General features: G+C 47.6%; 1 pseudogene. It reads left to right on the top strand.

The annotated features are described in order from the left end of the window. Positions 1-166 precede the first annotated feature (166 nt). Positions 167-433, top strand: a pseudogene (locus tag ACTHUR_RS21265) (triose-phosphate isomerase); the annotation flags it as partial. Positions 434-439 lie beyond the last annotated feature (6 nt).

The raw sequence follows: 439 nt of genomic DNA, 5'->3' as shown, positions 1-439 counted from the left end.
TCTTAATTTTATCGAAGCATATATTATAAATCCTTGTCGGAGAGTGTGCCATCTTTCAGACGGCCCCGGAGGCCCGTTAATAATTGCCGAGCGCACATATATCCCACTAAACTTTCACATTACACGACGCTAAAGCAAGCAACAACCAACACACGGAGCAATAAAGATGTATCACCAAATCGGAATGTGGGACCAAAAATGGGTTATCGGCCACTGGAAAATGAACGGCCGACTCCAAAACAACAATGCACCTATGCACCGCTTACGTGTCATGCCAACCGCAGAACGCGTGTTAATCGGCCTGGCTGCTCCGACCGTTTATCTGTTGCAACTGCACAACACCATACAGATTGTTTTGAACAACCGCATCTTGACCTGTGCGCAAGACGTGAGCCGTTTCCCAAATAATGGCGCGTACACTGGCGAAGCGTCCACTTAA

The organism is Neisseria sp. P0021.S007, from assembly GCF_051956855.1.
Note: the sequence above shows the minus strand (reverse complement) of the source record. Positions and strands in the feature narration are given on the sequence as shown.